We start from the raw sequence: 17,423 nt of genomic DNA, 5'->3' as shown, positions 1-17,423 counted from the left end.
GGCTCCGTCGCGTGGGCGCGACCAGCCCCCACGCACCCGCACTCGACAACGCACCGGGCCCCGGAGCAGTGCGGCTCCGGGACCCGGCTTGAAGCGACGCCGTCAGATCGTGGCCGTGTCGATCACGAACCGGTACCGGACATCGCTCGCCAGCACCCGCTCGTACGCCTCGTTGATCTGCTCCGCGGAGATCAACTCGATCTCGGCACCGAAACCGTGCTCCGCGCAGAAGTCCAGCATCTCCTGGGTCTCCTGGATGCCGCCGATCCCGGAACCGGCCAGGGTCTTGCGGCCGGAGATCACGGAGAACAGGTTGAGGGAGACGGGCTCCTCGGGGGCGCCCACATTCACCAGCGCGCCGTCTGTCTTCAGCAGCGAGAGGTACGAGCCGAGGTCGAGCGGGGCCGACACCGTGGAGACGATGAGGTCGAGGGTGCCCCGCAGCTCCTCGAAGGTCTTCGGGTCGCTGGTCGCGTAGTAGTGGTCGGCGCCCAGCTTCAGGCCGTCCTCCTGCTTGCGAAGGGACTGCGAGAGGACGGTGACCTCCGCGCCGAGCGCGTGCGCGATCTTGACGCCCATGTGACCGAGGCCGCCCATGCCGACGATCGCGACCTTCTTGCCGGGACCGGCGTTCCAGTGCTTCAGCGGCGAGTACAGGGTGATGCCGGCGCAGAGCAGCGGCGCGGCCTCGTCCAGGGCGATGCCCTCGGGGATGCCGAGGACGAAGTTCTCGTCGACGACGACCTTCTCGGAGTAGCCGCCGTAGGTGGGCTCGCCGTCCTTGCCGATGGCGTTGTACGTGCCGACGCTGCCGCCGGTGCAGTACTGCTCCAGACCCGCCTTGCAGTTGTCGCACTCGCGGCAGGAGTCGACCAGGCAGCCGACGCCCACGCGGTCGCCGACCTGGAACTTGGTGACGCCGGGTCCTACCTCGGAGACGATGCCGGCGATCTCGTGGCCCGGGACCATCGGGAAGATGGCCTTGCCCCAGCCCTCCTGGGCCTGGTGGATGTCCGAGTGGCAGATACCGGCGAACTTGATGTCGATCAGGACGTCGAACTCACGTACGGCCCGGCGCTCGATGGTGGTGCGCTCCAGGGGAGCCTTGGCGGCGGGGGCTGCGTATGCGGCGACTGTGGTCATGCCGAGAGTCTCCTAGCGGGGGGATGTGCGCCCGGCTGCCTTCCGGCCGGGCACGGGACCAAGCCTGCCCGAAAGTTCTGTGGCTACCCAGGTCACGCCTCTGCGTACGTCCGCTGTGCCTACCACCAGCGAGGTCAGGCTCCCGGTCGTACGACCGGGAATACTGGAGCGTATGGACGAACAGCCCGAACCCGCCACCGAGCCCGCGGTCGACGCCGGACCGCCCCTGGACCGGCGTGCCGAGCTGAGCGAGTTTCTGCGCACCCGGCGGGCCCGGCTGAAGCCGGAGGACGTGGGGCTGCCGGACTTCGGGCGGCACCGCAGGGTGCCCGGGCTGCGGCGCGAGGAGCTGGCGCAGCTGGCCGGGGTCTCGGTGGCGTACTACACCCGCCTGGAACAGGGCAACGGGCGGAACGTGTCGGCGGAGGTCCTCGACGCGATCGCCCGTGCCCTGCGCCTGTCGGACGCCGAGTCCTCGCACCTCACCCACCTCGCGAAGCCGAAGCAGCACAAGAAGAAGCCGTCGCCCCCCACCCAGCACGTGCGCACTGCGCTACGGCAGCTGCTCGACTCGATCGACACGGTCCCGGCGTACATCTCGGGCCGCCGCTCGGACATCCTGGTGTGGAACCGGATGGCCGCGGCCGTCTTCGGCGACTGGTCACAGCTGCCGCCGCAGGAGCGGAACTGGGCGCGGCTGGTGTTCCTGCGGCCCGAGTACCGGGAGCTGTACGTGGACTGGGAGCAGAAGGCCACGGACATCGTCAGCATGCTCCGGATGGACGCGGGCTGCCATCCGGACGACCCGCGGCTGTCCGCCCTGGTCGGCGAACTCTCCGTCAAGAGCGAGGAGTTCAGGCGCATGTGGGCCACGCACGACGTCAAGGAGAAGACCTACGGCGTCAAGCGCCTCCACCACCCGCTGGTCGGCGACCTCACCCTCAACTTCGAGGGCTTCCGCCTGAGCGACGGCTCCGAGCAGTCCCTGATCACGTACCACGCGGAGCCCGGCTCCCCGTCCGCCGACGCCCTGCGTCTGCTGGCGAGTTGGGGTACGGACGCGACGCGGGCGGGCGCGGGGGCGGAGAAACACGGACGGCCCGCCGGAAGGTGAACTTCCAGCGGGCCGTACGCCATTCAACTCAACACATTCCGCGGCTCACTTGCCGTAGTACGCGTTGTAGATCGAGATCGTCGACTTGTTGCCCTTCTTGTCGGCGATCTTCGCGTGGAAGGAAATGGCCTTGCCCTTGGCCGGGTTGGTGACGGTGATCTTGCCGTTGACGACGTTGACCTTCTTCCAGGTCTGGCCGTAGTCGTACGACACCCACACGCCCAGGGACTTGAGGTTGCGGCCGGCTGCCGCGCCCTCGACGGTGACCGGGATCGTCGCCTTCTTGCCGGCCGCGACGCGGCTGTCCAGGCCGGTGACCGCGTTGAACCGGGCCGTGGAGACCGGGAGTTTGGCCGTGCCGGTACCGGACGGCTTCTTCGAGGAGAACGTCCAGCTCGCGTCGATCCGGGTGGAGGCGGCGGCGACCTTGACGCTGCGGATCACCGAAGTGGTCAGCTTGTACGAGGCGTTGGCGGCCGGGACCTTGAACACGCCCTCGCCGAGCAGCGGGTCCTGGTTGGAGCCCACCTTCGTGCCGTTGCGGTACAGGGTCGTGTTGACCGAGGTGAACAGCGACGAGCCCGCGTGCTGCGCGGAGTCGGCGAACAGCGGCACGAACCCGGAGATCTCGTTGCCGTTGCGGTACACGCCGTAGCCGGCGTCGAGGTGCGGGCCGAAGACCGCCGTGTTGAAGGTCCTGGTGTACGTCTGGCCGCCCTTGAAGGTCTCCGGGCTGTTCGAGACGTAGTAGGACTCGGCGATCGGGAAGCCGTCCGGGTCGAGCGCGGCGCTGTCCTGCTCGAAGTCCAGCTCCCACTTGACGCCGTTGACGGTGGAGACGTGCAGCGTGCGGGTGCCGGGCAGCGGCTGCGGGAGGGTGGAGGCGGAGGCGCCGGCGCCGGCGGGCAGATAGCCGAAGGCGTAGAGCAGACCCTTCTTGCCGCTCGCCGCGGCGCCCATGCGGCCCTTCACCGTGGCGAGTTCACTCGCCTTGTAGTGCTTGGTGTAGCCGGTGGCGAGCTGCTTGACCTTGCCGCCGGTCGTGGTGTCGTACTGCTCGTCGGCGCCCTTGGTGAAGTGCGCGTCCCACTGCTCGGAGAGCGAACCGTCGGTGATCTGCGGACCGAGGTGCGCGCTGCGGAAGTTGGCGTACGACTCCAGGAACCAACTGAAGGAGGCCTCGCCGTCGGACGTCTCGAGCGTGTAGGCCGGTCCCGCGAAGACCGACTTGGCGGCGGCGTCCGGCACCGTGACGTCGACCGGCTTGGTGGTGCGGGCGTCGATCGTGAGCGAGGTGTTCTTGGTGATGTCCAGCTTGGGCTGGGCGATCCAGTCGGCGCCCTTGGTGAAGTCCTCCGGGTCCACGAAGATCCCGGTGTCGAGGACGTAACCACCCTTGGGGACACGGACCTTGACGGTGCCCGAGGCGTCGTAGGGGCTGGCGTAGCGGCCGCTGCCGAGACCGGACAGGCCCAGCAGCGTGGCGGAGTAGTACTTGGCGGCGCTGCCGTCACGGTTGATGAACTTCAACGTGAGGTCGTACGACTGGATTTCGCGCACCACGGCCGCGGCCGTACGGACGCTCTGCCCGCCGCCCGTCGCCGTCACGTACGCGGAGTAGGCGCCGTCGAGCGTGCCGCCGAGCTTGGTGTTGACGGTCAGGCCGACCGAGGCCGTGCCGCCGGCCGGTACGGTCACCGAGGTCTTGGCGAGCTTGAAGAAGCCCGAAGGAGCCGCCTGGCCCTTGGGGTTGGTGGCGGCCACGGTGAGCTTGAGGGTGACGGCCGCGGTGCCGAGGTTGCGGTAGGTGACCTGCTTGGTGACCGGGGTGTCGTCGGTGTGCGGCCACTGCTGGACGCCGAAGCTCTCCGACACCGGGTCGGCGATGACGCTCTGCTTGATGGCCTTGTCGACGGCGATCCGGCCCGAACCCTGCTGGAACGCGGTGTAGTTGCCGCCCTTCGCGGACCCGGTGAGCGCGCCCTTCAGCTCGGCGTAGCCCCAACTCGGGTGCTCCTGCTTGAGGATGGCGGCGGCACCGGCGACGTGCGGGGTCGCCATCGACGTACCCGAAATGGTCAGGTAGCCGGGCGGGTTCTCGCCGACCTCGTTGTCGATGACGCTGCCCGGGGCCGCGGCGGCGGTGATGTCGACGCCCGGCGCGGTGACGTCCGGCTTGATCGCGCCGTCGCCGACGCGCGGGCCGGTGGAGGAGAAGCCGGCGAGCTTGTCGTTGTCGTCGACCGCGCCGACCGTGATGGCCGCGTCCGCGCTGCCGGGCGAACCGATCGACTCCGGGCCCTCGTTGCCCGCGGCGATCGCGAACAGGATCCCCTTCTCGGCGGAGAGCTTGTTGACCTCCGCCTCCAACGGGTCGATCCCCGGGGTGTCCTGGCCGCCGAGGCTCAAGTTGACGATGTCGGCGCCCTGTTGGGCCGCCCACTCCATGCCGGCGAGGATGCCGGAGTCGTCACCGGAGCCGTAGTCGTCGAGGACCTTGCCGTTGAGGATCTTCGCATCGGGCGCGACGCCCTTGTACTTGCCGTTCGACTTGGCGCCGGTGCCCGCCGCGATCGAGGCGACATGCGTGCCGTGCCCGAAGTGGTCGTTCGCGTCGGTGGCCGTGGAGAAGTTCTTGGACTCGATGACCTGGGTCTTCAGGTCCGGGTGGTCGGCGTCGACTCCCGTGTCCAGTACGGCGATCTTGACGCCCTTGCCCGTGTAGCCGGCCGCCCACGCCTTCGGGGCGCCGATCTGCGGCACGGACTTGTCGAGGCTGGCCTTGCGGACGCCGTCGAGCCAGATGTGCGCGATGCCGGAGGCCGCCTTGTCGCCGTTGGTGACGGCCTTCCACAGCTCGGGCGTGTCCTGCTGCGGGGTCTGCACGGCGTCGGCGTTCAGCGTCTTCAGGGACTGCCGCAGCCTGCCCGCGTCCCGGACGTCGGCCTTGGTCGCGGTGGCGGCGCCCTGGTAGCCGACGATGACCTTCAGACCGGCCTTCTGGGAGGCGCGCTCCGCGGACTTGTCGAGCTCGGTGACGTCGAAGAGCCGCTGGTCGAGCTTGCCGGACGCGACCAGCTGGGCCGCGTCGACGGGTATCACGAGCGTGTGCCCGTCGACCTTCCGGACCTGAACGGGTATGTGTTCACGGCCCTTTGCCGGCTCCAGACCGGCGACCCGGCCCTTCGCGTCGAGGGTGACGCGGTCGCCGGTGATCAGGGTGATGTGGTGGCTGCCCTTGAGCCGGGCCTGTGCGGCACCGAGTGGTGTGGCACCGGTCTGTGTAGCACCGGTCTGTGTGGCACCGGCCGCACGCTGATCGGGCTTCGCCGACGCCGGGGTGGTCATTCCGGCGGCAAGGGCTACGGCGGCGGACGCGGCGACGGTGGCCGCGCACGCTCTCTTCACGTGTCTGCGCAAGGCTCCCCCTGGAGCTGAGGTACCGGGCGAATTCCCCGTTCACCCGGCCGGGGGAAAGCCCGCACGCACATGCGTGACACCCCCCGGAATACGCAGTATGCCGAGGGGTGATCACCCGCTCAAGAGACGAGAGGAGGGTAAGAAAGCGCGTCCGCGAACTGTTACGCCGTCGCCCGAACTCCGTTACGCAGTCGACGGGTTCAGCTCGCGAGAACTCCGGTAGGGCTCCGCCGAGCCACTCATCCGAGCACCGAACTCCCTTGCGCAGTAGCCGAGTTACTTCGACGCGGCGTTCTCCTTCACCGTGATCTTGCCCTTGCGGATGGTGGCGAGACGCGGGGCCTTCTTCGCGATGGCGGAGTCGTGGGTGACCATGATGAAGGTCAGCCCGTGCTCCTTCCACATGCGCTCCAGTACGTCCATGATCTCGTCGCGCATCGACTCGTCGAGGTTGCCGGTCGGTTCGTCGGCGAGCAGCACCTTGGGCTGCTTGACGAGGGCGCGGGCGATGGCGACGCGCTGCTGCTGTCCTCCGGACATCTCGCCGGGGAGGTGGTTGGCCCGCTCGCCCAGGCCGACCGAGACCAGTGCCTCGGCGGCCCGTTCGCGGCGGATCTTCGCCTTCATGCCGAGCGGTACGAGGGCGGTCTCGACGTTCTCCTGGGCGGTGAGCGTCGGGATCAGGTTGAAGGACTGGAACACGAAGCCGATGTTCTCGCTGCGGACCTTGGTGAGCCTGGCCTCCGACAGTTTCGCCAAGTCGACGCCGTCCAGGACGATTTCGCCTGCGGTGGGGCGGTCGAGGGCGCCGATCATTTGGAGCAGGGTGGACTTGCCGCCGCCGGTCGGGCCTTGGATGACCAGGCGGTCGCCGTCGCCGATGGTGAGGTCGATGCCGTCTAGGGCGTGGACGGTTTCCTTGCCGCGTGAGTAGAGCTTGGTGACGCCTCTTAGTTCGTACATGGTCCAACTCCTGGAGAAGTAAAGGGGGTTGGGGCCCGTCGTGGGACAGGCCCCGTTGCGCCGTTTTCGTCTGCAGCGCCGTCGTGGCTGGTCGCGCAGTTCCCCGCGCCCCTTTGGGGCGCGCTGCAGTGACCGGCATCGACCAGGTACCGACTACTCGACCCGGCGTAGAGCGTCCGCCGGGCGGAGTCGGGACGCTCGCCAGCCGCCGAAGGCGCCGGCGATCAGGCCGCCCGCCACCGCGAGGCCTACCGCGAGGGCGATGGTGGTGGCGTTGACGGGGGCGGTGAGGGCGACGTCGAGGGTCTTGGCCGCGGCCTGTCGGCCACCGCCGAAGCCGCCGCCGCCACCGCCGGGTCCGCCGCCCGCGCGGCCACCGGCGGCGGTGCTGCCGAGGGAGGCCGACAGGGTCGGGCTGATCGCGGTCACGACGTACGCGCCCGCCAGGCCGAGCGCGATGCCGAGGACGCCGCCGACCAGACCGTTGACGACGGCCTCGCCGACCACCTGCCGGGTCACCCGGCCGGACTTCCAGCCGAGCGCCTTCAGCGTGCCGAACTCCCGCACCCGGCGCGAGACCGCCGAGGAGGTGAGCAGCCCGGCGACCAGGAACGCGGCGATCAGGACCGCGATCGACAGCCACTTGCCGACGCTGGTCGCGAGGGAGGAGGCGGTGGACAGGGACCCGGAGACGGTGTCGGCCAGGTCGGCGGAGGTGGTGACCGTCGTACCCGAGACATTGCCCTGAATGGTCTTCTTGACGGCCGAGATCTGCTTGGAGTCGGACGCCTTGACGTAGATCGTGGTGACCTTGTTCTTGTCACCGCTCAGGGTCTGCGCCTGCGTCAGCGGGATGTACAGGTTGGCCGCCGCGTCACCGCTGGTCGCGGTGGCGATACCGATGACCTTGTACTTGACGCTCTTGATGGTGACGGTGGAGCCGACCTTGAGCTTCTTCGTCTTGGCGTACGCCGAGTCGGCGACGACGACCTTGGAGTTGGCCTCGGCGGTGGTGAAGGTACGGCCGCTGGTGATCTTCGAGGAGGTCAGCGGGCCGAGCGCGGGCTTGGTGACGTCCGTGCCGTAGACCGAGTACGAGTTGATGTTGAAGTTGGCGCCGCCACCGGTGACTTCGCCCTGCGGCGCGCCGGTGCCGCCGCCGCGATTACCGCCGCCGCCCTCGGTGCCGCTCCCCTGGTTCTGCTGGAACTGGCCGCGGGTGAACTGGCCATCGACCTTGACGACGTTGAGGCTGAGCCCGCCGACGGCGTCGGAAACACCCTTCTGCCCCGCCACCTTGGTGACGGTGGTGGAGGCCAGGGTGGTGAAGCCCTGGACCATGACGCGGTCACTGCTCTGCGTCGTGCTGGAGTCGTTGTTGTTGGCGTCGAACTGGAACCGCGGCTGCTGCGAGGCGCCGGCGGTCGCGGTGGCCGCCTTGGTGACGGTCATGTCCGTGCCGAGTCCGTACAGCGACTGGAGGACCTTGTCCTGGGCCTTCCCCATGCCGGAGGACACGGAGTTGACCACGATGACCAGCGCAATGCCCAGTGCGAGGCCGGAGGCGACGACGAGGGCCGCTTTTCTGCGGCGGCGCAACTCGCGCCTCAGGTAGGTGAAGAACATGGCCCGCAAGCTAGGTACAGCGCGTGATGATGCCATAAGGCCGACATAAGAGAACGATGAGAAGGCTGTCCGTGACCAAAGAATGAGCCCGCGCGGGGCTGTCAATGGGCTTGCGCTATGCGCTGTTTTACGGCACTTGCGTCGCCGACCGGGCCCCGCGGCGGGTATCCGCGTTGCCGTACGCGATGTGCTGGTGTGATGATTTCACCCATGTCTGATCGCGGGGGAAAAGACATGGAGAACGGCGGGGAGACCGGGGACATACGACGGTCCCGACTGTCGGACTACGCGGAGCTGAGCGAGGCAGGACCACCTCCTGCACCCATCACCGAACCCGAGCCCCTGAACAGCGACGTTGTCGCGCAGGGGCAGCGCCAATTCGCGGCGCTGCTGGGCGAGTTCCGGCGTACGGCGGTGCTGGTCCCGACGGACGAGGACGACGCACCCCTGCTCGGCGATTTCGGCGGAATCCGATGGGTCTACGCGTTTTCGAACGAGTCGGCGTTGGCGAGGTTCGCGATCGCGAGGGGTGAAGGCGGGCGGGAGTGGCCGTATCAACGGCTGCTGGGAGCACGCTTGTTGGACGCGACGGTGCCGGCTGTGAGCGCTGTGGGTGCGCCGTGCGGAGTGGCGCTGGATGTGGGCACCGAGGGCGAAGGGGCGCTGTTTCCACCGGTGTTGGGGATCGTGCCGGAGTCGGCGGCGGTGGACGCGGACGCAGACGCGGAGGGGATACGGGGATGAGCGGGGACGCGGGCGAGGACATCAGGGCGGCCGGGCTCGACGAGATCGCGCAGGGGATCACCCTGGTGCTGGGCGAGTTGAAGGACCTGGGCATCGACAGCCTGGCCGGAGCGGGCTGCGGATTCTCGGAACTCGCCCTCTCCGGGCTGGAGTTGGGCAACGAGGAGTTGCTGTCGGGATTCACGTCGTTCTGCGAACGCTGGGAGTGGGGCGTGCGCGCGCTGGTGAACGAGGGCAACAACTTCGCGACGGGCGTGGGTCTTTCGGCAGGCACGCTGTACGAGACGGACCAGTACATCCAGGGCACGATGAAGATCGCGGTGAACGCGGGGATGGGCAACCCGTACGCGTCGGAGGACGAGGTCGCGCAGCAGAGCTGGGGCGACCTGGTGCGCAACAACGAGTACACGGGCGGCGTGGACTACAGCGCCGAGTCGATGGACAAGGCGCTGGACAACAGCGGACAGGCGTACAAGGACGCGGCGCGGGACGTGATGACCTCGCACACGTTCAGCCCACTGGGCCCGGGCCTCAACCCGGCCAACCTGGCGAGCGCGGCGGGGTTGAGCGGGTGCGACGACCCACCTGGTGTGGACGACCGAGGGCCACCTGTCCCACCGTACGGCGCCGGACGGCACGACCGAGTCCTGGACGTACGACGGCGAGGGCAACTGCACAAGCCACACGGACCCGTTGGGCGGCGTCTCCCACTTCGAGTACACCCACTTCGACCTGCTGACGTCCCGCACGGGCCCGGACGGAGTGCGCCACGAATTCACCCACGACACCGAACTGAACCTCACCCGGGTCACCAACCCACAAGGCCTGACCTGGAGTTACGACTACGACGCGGCCGGCCGCCTGATAACGGAGACGGACTTCGACGACCGCACCCTCACCTACACCCTCGACGCCACGGGCCACCTGACCACCCGCACGAACACCCTCGGCGAGACGATCGAGTTCGAGCGCAACGTCCTGGGCCAGGTGACCCGCAAGAACGCGGCCGGCCAAGTCACCACGTACGCCTACGACATGACAGACGGCCTCGCCCAGGCAACCGGCCCCGACACCACCCTGACGATCCTGCGCGACCGCCACGGCCGAGTCCGCTCGGAGTCGGTCGACGGCCGCGAACTGACGTACACGTACGACGAGTTCGGTCGCCGCACCGGCCGCACGACCCCGACGGGCGGGACCACGACCTGGACGTACGACGCGACCGGCCGCCGCACCGGCATGACGGCCTCGGGCCGTTCCATCGACTTCACATACGACGAGGTGGGCCGCGAACTGGCCCGCCAGGTGGGCGAAACACTCACGCTGGAGCACACCTTCGACACGGTCGGCCGCCTGGCGACCCAGTCGGCAACGAGCCCAACAGGCCGCTCCCTCCAACACCGCGCCTACACCTACCGAGCCGACGGCAACCTGACCGCGATCGACGACCAACTCTCCGGCACCCGCCGCTTCGACCTGGACGCGGCGGGCCGCGTGACGGCGGTCCACGCGGCGAACTGGACCGAGACATACACGTACGACGAGGCGGGCAACCAAACACAAGCACACTAGCCGACAGGACACCCGGGCCAGGAGGCAACAAGCGCCCGCTCCTACACAGGCACCCGCATCACCCGCGCGGGCAACGTCCGTTACGAACACGACGCCCTCGGCCGCATCACCCTCCGCCAGAAATCCCGCCTCTCCCGCAAGCCGGACACATGGCGCTACGAGTGGGACGCGGAGGACCGCCTGACGTCGGCGACGACACCGGACGGCACGCGCTGGCGCTACACGTACGACTCTCTCGGCCGCCGCACGTCGAAGTCCCGCCTGGCTGCCGACGGCGAAACGGTCGTAGAGAAGGTGACGTTCACCTGGGACGGCACCACCCTGTGCGAACAGACCACCACGTCCATGAACCTCCCCAACCCGGTGATCCTCACCTGGGACCACCGAGGTCTGAGCCCCATAACCCAGACAGAACGCATCACGACTGCGGACGCCCCGCAACAGGAGATCGACTCCCGCTTCTTCGCCATCGTCACCGACCTGGTCGGCACCCCGACGGAACTCATCGACGAACAGGGCGACATCGTCTGGCACACCCGCAGCACTCTCTGGGGCACAACGGCCTGGGCAGCAGACAGCACTACCTACACACCGCTCCGCTTCCCGGGCCAGTACTACGACCCCGAGACGGGGCTGCACTACAACTACTTCCGGCACTACGACCCCGAGACGGCGCGATACCTCACCTCCGACCCCCTCGGCTTGCTCCCCTCGCCGAACCCTGGCAGCTACGTCACCAATCCGCACACATGGGCTGACCCGCTCGGACTCACGCCCTGCCGGGAATTGGGCTTGCGTGAAGACGCACAGAAAGCGATCGAACGGCTTGAGAACATCAAGAAAGATCCCGTAGGGTCAATCAATTCTCAGCCGAATCACAATCATTACAATGCCGCTCGGCGTGAAGCGAACGGAGAAGTAGTCGCCAGGAAGCCGGACGGCACACCATTCGATCACATCACCGACCTAAAGCAGGCCAGGAACGGCCTTGATAATATTCGAAGAATCTTGGAGAGGGAGCTTCAGAGCCCACCGGATACAATTACAGATCGAGGGATTGAAGTATTGGAGAGGAAGCGAAAAGAGACCGTATCGGAACTCGACCGCCTAAATGGATTTATGCACTCCATCGGCCACCGATAGGGACGGCAAGTACACTTAGCCATGCCAACGGATAGGAACCCAGACAATGTCCACGCCTGTCGACCGCAGCCGCTCACTCGAACAACTCGAAGGTCAGCGTTGGCCGGCCCCACCCGAAGACACGACCTCCATGGTTAAGAATGTCCACGAGTTGCGACGCCGACCTGTCGGCGAGCTGCAAACACACGAGTTGGCTCGACTTATCGGGCAAAACGTCGGTCTGCCCTGGCTCCTTCCGCTGGCAGTCGAAATCCTGCGGGATACCGCAGCGACCCAGACCACCGGCGGCTGGTACGACGACGATCTTCTGTACGCGGTGGTCACCAGGAACGCAGCTACCTGGGGTGAATTCCCTGCGCTTGCCCGCGACCTCAAAGAGGCCGTGGCAGGATTGAAGGACCTTTCCCGATATGTGAAAACCGAAGTCGAGGCGTTTCTCGCGATGCCGCTCCCTGACATTCGATAACTGCTCGGCGACGCCGTATATGTCGAGATCGAAGAGCAGGGCAGGCCTGACAGGCCTTCGATCGACGACCGTATCGGACTCTCGGCCCCTCACATCGACATCTACCCATATTCCGTCTGAGCCCGGGGGCGGATGCGGCGGCGTTCATTGGCCTGAACAGAAACCCACCTCATGGAGGCCTGAACGATGTTCCGTCGCCACGAGGAACTCGATGCAACCATCGTGGCGGTAGGCCCGGTGGGTCTCATGGTCGAAAGTGGGGGTGAGGTCGGATTCATCGACCAGGTGAAGCACCCTTCTTGGGGAAACGCGAGCGCCGGCCCGCCCCGAGTTGGGGACCGGCTGCATGTCGTCGTGCTCGACGAAAGCCGGGAACCACCGCGGTTCAGCGCACTTCAGAGGGACATCGACATCGCGCGGCGTCTGCGAGACGGCAACGCGTGAATTGACCTGGGTCAGCTCAATGTCCCCCACCCGTGAGGATGTGCCGGATCCGTTCCGTGCCATCGTCCGCGTCGGCTGGACTTCGGAAGGCGATGCACAACTCCTGACGGCCCCGCGTTCCGGCTACTCCGGTACACCGCTCACGGAATGCGGCAGAAAAGCGGGCAACCCCGCCCCGCCCTCGCACAAGTACTCAAGGGCCGAAGCGAACGAATAGCAGTCGAAGAGTGCCGAGTGTTCCTCGCCCGCCGCAGGCTTGGGGAGATCCAGATCCCGCCATAGACGGCCGACGTTCTCGCCGAGGACGACCATGTCATTGCCGTACGAGAGGACGGACTGCCCCCGGCAGAACCCGAGGAAGTCACCGAGTGCTTCCGCTGCGGGGGGTCCTTCCCGGTCCAGCGTCTCCTGGTCGATGCCGGTGAGTTCGGTGAAGTAGTCGGACAGTTGAGGGTTGACCACCGGCCGGACCAGCGCCTCGTACTCCTCGACGACGGAGCAGTCCTCACGCAGCCGCAGCGCGCCGATCTGCACGATCTCCCGAAGCCGCCCCGGCGCCCCCCAGTCCCGCTCAAGCGCTCCCCGCCATGACGTGAATTCAAGGTCGAACACGACGCACGTAGGCACAGCAGCTCTCCCTCTGGCTCGGATCCCCACCACATTTTCCGGTACGGCAGCGGTAGCCGGCGTCACGATCACGCACTGGACAGCCCCTTGGTCACTGACCTACGATCCTCTTGGTCAGTGAACAAGAAGGAGGAGTCATGGATACCCAAGTCGTCATCGCCGGAGCAGGACCGGTCGGGCTGTTCCTCGCCGGAGAGCTGCGGCTCGCCGGCGTCTCGGTGCTCGTGGTCGATCCGCTCGCCGAGCCCTCACCGCACTCCAAGGGCTTGATCGTCCACCCGAGGACGGTCGAGGTGCTCGCCTCGCGCGGCCTGCTCGAACCGTTCCTCTCCGAAGGCATCACGATGCCGAGCGGGCACTTCGCCGCCCTGCCGAGCCGGCTGGACTACGGCCCGCTGGGCACGGACTTCCCGTTCGTCCTTTCCGTGCCCCAGACCCGGACCGAGAAGCTGCTGGGGGACAACGCCTCCCGTCTCGGCGTCGAACTGCGCCGTCGGCACCGAGTGACCGGATTCGACGAGCGGGAGCGGGAGATCGCGGTCACGATCGAGGGGCCGGACGGCTCCTACGAGGTGCGCGCCGACTACCTGGTGGGGTGCGACGGGGCGAACAGTACCGTGCGCGCGGCGGCCGGGATCGACTACGTGGGGACGACGTCCACCGTGATCGACTGGCTCGGCGACGTCAGCCTGGACAACCCGCCCGACACCGTCCCGTACGCGACGTTCAGCGGCAAGGGAGCCGTGATGCTGGTCAGGATGCCCGGCGGCGTGTTCCGGTTCGTCGGCGGCACGCCCCGAAGCGTCACCACCGACTGGCTGGGCGAGCTCACGTTCGAGGAATTCCGGGCCAACATCATCTCCGTGACCGGCAGCGACTTCGGCATGCACTCGCCGACCTGGCTTTCGCGCTACGGCAATGCCAGCCGCATCGCGTCGTCCTACGCCCAGGGACGGGTACTGCTCGCCGGAGACGCGGCCCACCAGCACATGCCGACCGGCGGCGTCGGGCTCAACCTCGGTGTGCAGGACGCGATGAACCTCGGCTGGAAGCTGGCCGCGGTGCTCAACGGCTGGGCTCCCGACGGCCTGCTCGCCGGCTATCACGACGAGCGGCACCAAGTCGGCGAGGCGGTCCTGGAAATCACCCAGGCGCAGACCGCTCTGATGTCCAACTACTCTCCGGACGGCCTGCGGCTGCGCGACGTGATCAGTTCGATGATCGAGACCATGCCCGAGTTCAGCTTCACACTCGCGGAGCGCATCTCCGGACTCGGCGTCCACTACCCGCCGGCCGATCCGGACGCGCACCCCCTGACCGGCCGACGCGTGCCGAACCTCGGCGGTACTCTCTTCGACTCGCTCAACTCGGGCCGTTATGTGCTGCTGGAGTTCAACGGTTCGGTCGGCGAGGTCACCCATCCGTGGCTGATCACCCGCAGCGTCGCTCGTGGTGAACTGCCGCCCGAATGGGCGGGGGTCGACGCCGCCTTGGTGCGACCGGACGGCTACCTCGCCTGGGCGGGCGCGGCCGGGGACGCACGAGCCGCAGTGGCCGCCACCAGCACGGCAACCGTTGCCCGGCAGACGGAGCCGGTCACCGCAGTGCGATGAGCGGCGCGGGCTGGAGAGGCGGAGCACCAGGCCTACCGGACGTGAGCACCAGGTCTGCCGGCCGTGGAAGGTCTGGGCACGTCGGCGGGATACGGCGAGGTGCTGCGCCTCTCAAGTCCGTCCTCACCCTTGATCGGCGCCGCTGAGGAAGCTCACTGTTACAGCACCGGCGGCGAGAGGACCTTCAACCATGGCATCGGCCGAGCAGCAGCACCTGACGGGCGAGGGACGCGCGGCGATCGAGGCGTTTCTACGCGACCGGGGAGCCGATGGGATGCCCCACCCCGGTGGCACGCTGCTGGCCCATCTGGGGCGTGTTCAGAGCCTGTTGGCGGACTGGGGAGCGGATGCGGCCGTCCGGACCGCGGGGCTGTGCCACGCGACGTACGGTACGGACGGCTTCGCACCGGCGCTGCTGCCCCTCTCCGACCGGGCCACGCTCGTCACGTTGATCGGTGAACGGGCGGAGGCGTTGGTGTACCTCTACGCCGGCTGCGACCGCGCGGCCGTCTACCCTCGCGTCGACGGCACCACCGAGTTCGCGTTCCGGGACCGCTTCACCGGCCGGGAGACCAATCCGCCGGCCGAACAGTTGCGGGCGTTCTTCGACATCACGGCCGCCAACGAACTGGACGTACTGGCACACAACACGGAACTGGCAGAGCGCTACGGCCCGGGCCTGCACGCCCTCCTGACCCGCGCGGGCACCCTGCTCTCCCCCGCCGCCCGCGAGGCCGTGGCCCGGCAACTGGGCTGAGTTCAGCTCAGCTCGGTTCAACATCCCCTTCCAGCAAGGCTGTTGAGGCCTTCCAGTTCACACCACACCGTCTTGCGATCCGCCCCCTGCTCCACGCCCCACCGCCGAGCCAACGCATCAAGTAGCGCCATCCCCCGCCCGTGTTCATCCGTGACAGTGGCCCGGAGCAGCAGCGGCAACGCGCGTGGGTCCGGGTCGGTGACCTCGATGCGCGTGTGGCCGTCACCCGTGTCGAGGACGCGCACAGTCACCGGGGTCCCCTCCCCCACGTGCTCGATCACGTTCGTCACCAGCTCGGTCGCGCAGAGGCGGACGTCGTGGTCGTACCGCTGGAGGTGATGACGCAGTTCCGGTACGGCCTTTGGCGTGGCGAGCAGGCGGAGTTCGAGGGTCACCGTTCTGCCGCCTTGCGGAGGGCGGCGGCGAGTTCGCGGGCGGTGGGGACGTTGCAGTTTCCGAGCGTGATGAGGCCGACGCGCGGGGTGTAGGCGCCGGCCCGGGTCACCAAGTCCATGCCGAGGGAGGGGAGTTTGATGCCGTGCAGGTCGAGGGCCTCGCGGAGTTCCTCGACGCAGAGGGTTGGGTCGTAGGGGTCGGACATGAACGGGGCCTCCGTGCGCTCTGTAACGAATCCCTCACAGGCTGACGTCCCGCTGGCTACCGTAGAAGAGGTTTCGCGTTCGCGACCGGAGGTGCGGAGGGGAGCAAGTGGTGGCACGGGGCAAGGGCATTGACGGGTCGATGAGCGTTCCTGCCTTCTACGGCAAGGAGTTGAGGTGGAAGCGGGAGGAGGCGGGGTTGTCGTTGGATGCCTTCCTGAAGGGCAGCTACTACGGCAAGACCTACCTCAGCGACATCGAGCACGGCGAGCGGAGGATCCCGCTTGATCTGGCTCAGCACGCGGACCGGATGTTGGGGACGGACGGGTTCTTCGAGCGGAACTGTGAGGATGCGCGGAAGGCGCGGAAGGGGGCCCACGCCGAGTACTTCGCCGACGTCCTGGCAGTGGAGGGGGAAGCGCTGGAGATCGAGGAGTGGGACCCGTCATTGATCCCAGGTCCGCTCCAACTACCGCTGTACATCAGGACACTTGTCCTGGCTGCACACCCGATGACCTCCGAGGAGGAAGTTGCGCACATGATCGAGGACCGGCGCGAGCGAGCCTGGCTCTACGAGGAACAGCAAACACCCGAGAGCTGGCTGGTCCTTCACGAGGATAGCCTCACGAATCCGATCCTCCCGCCCGGCGACATGGCCGAGCAGCTGGCCCATGTCGCAGAGGTGGCGCGCAAGCATCGGCGAGTCATTCCGCAGATCCTTCTGCGGAACTCAGGGGCCCACCCGTTCATGATGGGCGCCACCAGGTTCCTGGCCTTTGCTGACGCCCCACCGATCATGTACACGGAGGGGATGTACAGCGGCCAGCTGATCGATGATCCGGCGCTCGTGGGCCAGTACTCGAAGGCGTACGGTCGGCTCAGAGCGGCCGCGCTCCCACCCGAGGCGTCCCTGAGGCTCATCGAGCAAGCAGCGGAGGACTACCGAAATGGCAAGCAGCCGGGGCGACTTGAGTGACCCCCTCTGGTTCAAGAGCAGCTACAGCAACGAAAGTGGCGGCAACTGCGTAGAGGTCGCCGCCAACCTCCCCGGCCTGGGCCCCCTTCGTCGCCGCTCTGAAAGCCTGCTGACAGTCGGACGCCCCCTCCCCGGAGGGTAAGCCGCAGAAGTGTGACACTCCGCGCCAAAGTGTCACACTTTCGCGAAGAAGCCCCCCTCCCGCCGACATCGGCA

At 67.6% G+C, this 17,423-nt stretch carries 14 protein-coding genes and 1 pseudogene; 8 read left to right on the top strand and 7 right to left on the bottom strand.

Annotation, left to right across the window (positions count from 1 at the left end; all coding sequences use genetic code 11):
- Positions 1-102 precede the first annotated feature (102 nt).
- The gene (locus SPR02S_RS04910; protein WP_019055815.1) at positions 103-1,143 is read right to left on the bottom strand and encodes an NAD(P)-dependent alcohol dehydrogenase; all 1,041 of its coding nucleotides are present in this window, start codon (positions 1,141-1,143) and stop codon (positions 103-105) included.
- 172 nt (positions 1,144-1,315) lie between these two features.
- On the opposite strand from SPR02S_RS04910, the gene SPR02S_RS04905 reads away from it, so the two are divergent.
- Positions 1,316-2,257 (top strand): helix-turn-helix domain-containing protein, encoded by a 942-nt coding sequence (locus SPR02S_RS04905; RefSeq protein ID WP_019055814.1) that lies wholly within the window; start codon positions 1,316-1,318, stop codon positions 2,255-2,257.
- 45 nt (positions 2,258-2,302) lie between these two features.
- On the opposite strand, the gene SPR02S_RS04900 is transcribed toward SPR02S_RS04905, so the two are convergent.
- From SPR02S_RS04900 to SPR02S_RS04890, 3 genes are all read right to left on the bottom strand, one after another.
- Positions 2,303-5,665, bottom strand: a complete 3,363-nt coding sequence (locus SPR02S_RS04900; RefSeq protein WP_019055813.1) for a S8 family peptidase — start codon at positions 5,663-5,665, stop codon at positions 2,303-2,305.
- Between the two features lie 288 nt (positions 5,666-5,953).
- A complete protein-coding gene (locus tag SPR02S_RS04895; protein ID WP_019055812.1) occupies positions 5,954-6,640 on the bottom strand; it encodes an ABC transporter ATP-binding protein in 687 nt (228 codons plus the stop codon).
- 153 nt (positions 6,641-6,793) lie between these two features.
- A complete protein-coding gene (locus tag SPR02S_RS04890; protein WP_019055811.1) occupies positions 6,794-8,266 on the bottom strand; it encodes an ABC transporter permease in 1,473 nt (490 codons plus the stop codon).
- A gap of 210 nt (positions 8,267-8,476) precedes the next feature.
- On the opposite strand from SPR02S_RS04890, the gene SPR02S_RS04885 reads away from it, so the two are divergent.
- From SPR02S_RS04885 to SPR02S_RS59895, 3 genes and pseudogenes are all read left to right on the top strand, one after another.
- Positions 8,477-9,010: a hypothetical protein gene (locus SPR02S_RS04885; RefSeq protein ID WP_245607497.1), complete on the top strand. Its 534-nt coding sequence runs from the start codon at positions 8,477-8,479 to the stop codon at positions 9,008-9,010.
- A gap of 570 nt (positions 9,011-9,580) precedes the next feature.
- Positions 9,581-11,725: pseudogene (locus SPR02S_RS64305) on the top strand (polymorphic toxin type 28 domain-containing protein); the annotation flags it as partial.
- A gap of 46 nt (positions 11,726-11,771) precedes the next feature.
- Complete coding sequence (locus SPR02S_RS59895) at positions 11,772-12,191, top strand: contact-dependent growth inhibition system immunity protein (protein WP_078622818.1); 420 nt, start codon at positions 11,772-11,774, stop codon at positions 12,189-12,191.
- 567 nt (positions 12,192-12,758) lie between these two features.
- Here SPR02S_RS59895 and SPR02S_RS04855 read toward each other — a convergent pair.
- Positions 12,759-13,262: a 3'-5' exonuclease gene (locus tag SPR02S_RS04855; protein WP_026150225.1), complete on the bottom strand. Its 504-nt coding sequence runs from the start codon at positions 13,260-13,262 to the stop codon at positions 12,759-12,761.
- Between the two features lie 137 nt (positions 13,263-13,399).
- Here SPR02S_RS04855 and SPR02S_RS04850 point away from each other — a divergent pair, with 137 nt between their 5' ends.
- Positions 13,400-14,875 carry an FAD-dependent monooxygenase gene (locus SPR02S_RS04850; protein WP_019055804.1) on the top strand — a complete coding sequence of 492 codons (1,476 nt, stop codon included), beginning with the start codon at positions 13,400-13,402 and terminating at the stop codon, positions 14,873-14,875.
- Between the two features lie 190 nt (positions 14,876-15,065).
- Positions 15,066-15,632 (top strand): DUF6817 domain-containing protein, encoded by a 567-nt coding sequence (locus SPR02S_RS04845; protein WP_019055803.1) that lies wholly within the window; start codon positions 15,066-15,068, stop codon positions 15,630-15,632.
- Positions 15,633-15,649: 17 nt separating this feature from the next.
- Here SPR02S_RS04845 and SPR02S_RS04840 read toward each other — a convergent pair whose 3' ends face one another.
- Complete coding sequence (locus tag SPR02S_RS04840; protein WP_019055802.1) at positions 15,650-16,027, bottom strand: ATP-binding protein; 378 nt, start codon at positions 16,025-16,027, stop codon at positions 15,650-15,652.
- Positions 16,024-16,233 (bottom strand): hypothetical protein, encoded by a 210-nt coding sequence (locus SPR02S_RS04835; protein WP_019055801.1) that lies wholly within the window; start codon positions 16,231-16,233, stop codon positions 16,024-16,026. Before SPR02S_RS04835 ends, SPR02S_RS04840 begins: the two co-directional genes overlap by 4 nt.
- A gap of 107 nt (positions 16,234-16,340) precedes the next feature.
- On the opposite strand from SPR02S_RS04835, the gene SPR02S_RS04830 reads away from it, so the two are divergent.
- Together SPR02S_RS04830 and SPR02S_RS59890 are read left to right on the top strand one after the other, a co-directional pair.
- The gene (locus SPR02S_RS04830; RefSeq protein WP_019055800.1) at positions 16,341-17,207 is read left to right on the top strand and encodes a helix-turn-helix domain-containing protein; all 867 of its coding nucleotides are present in this window, start codon (positions 16,341-16,343) and stop codon (positions 17,205-17,207) included.
- Entirely contained in the window at positions 17,179-17,349 is a 171-nt protein-coding gene (locus SPR02S_RS59890) for a DUF397 domain-containing protein (protein ID WP_078622817.1), read from the top strand. Before SPR02S_RS04830 ends, SPR02S_RS59890 begins: the two co-directional genes overlap by 29 nt.
- Positions 17,350-17,423: the final 74 nt, after the last annotated feature.

The organism is Streptomyces prunicolor NBRC 13075, assembly GCF_000367365.1.
Classification (GTDB): domain Bacteria; phylum Actinomycetota; class Actinomycetes; order Streptomycetales; family Streptomycetaceae; genus Streptomyces; species Streptomyces prunicolor.
The sequence above is the reverse complement of the archived record's forward strand: the minus strand, read 5'-3'. Positions and strand labels throughout refer to the sequence as shown.